At 75.4% G+C, this 479-nt stretch carries 1 pseudogene; it reads left to right on the plus strand.

The features are described 5' to 3' along the window. Window positions 1–479, plus strand: a pseudogene (locus EP26_RS39080) (hypothetical protein); the annotation flags it as partial.

The raw sequence follows: 479 nt of genomic DNA on the forward strand, positions 1-479 counted from the left end.
GCCGCCGAAGGAGGTCCTGGCCGCCATAGCCTGGCTGCGGCTGGCGATGAGCCGTAGCCGCGGCGGCAAGGCCGGCGCCCATGTCTGGGAGCCCGCCGCCGATGACGCCTTCCGCCGGGCCTGCGCCTTTCCGGCACGCGGCATCGGCGGGGTGGTGTTCGGGCGATTGCGTAAGCACGCCGCGGAGCGGGGTCTTGCCCTGGCCGCGGCTGTGGCGACCCTGCCTGCCACACCGGCAGAGCGGCAAGGGCTCGAGGCCGTGCTGGGCGTGGCCGGCGAGATCGCGGACGGTGTGGCTCGGCAGACGCTCGGTCCGGCTGATGCGCTGCGGCTGGCGGCCGAGGCCAGCGAGATCGCGGAGCGGCTGGGCCTCGACGGCAAGCTCGGTCATGCATGGGCGGCCGCGCTGCGGGCGGCCGAGCAAGCCGGCAGCGTAGCGGCTTACTGCGACGGGGCAGCGCTCGGGGCGATGCCCAACG

Origin of the sequence: Belnapia moabensis DSM 16746, assembly GCF_000745835.1 — a bacterium.
GTDB classification, from domain to species: Bacteria; Pseudomonadota; Alphaproteobacteria; order Acetobacterales; family Acetobacteraceae; genus Belnapia; species Belnapia moabensis.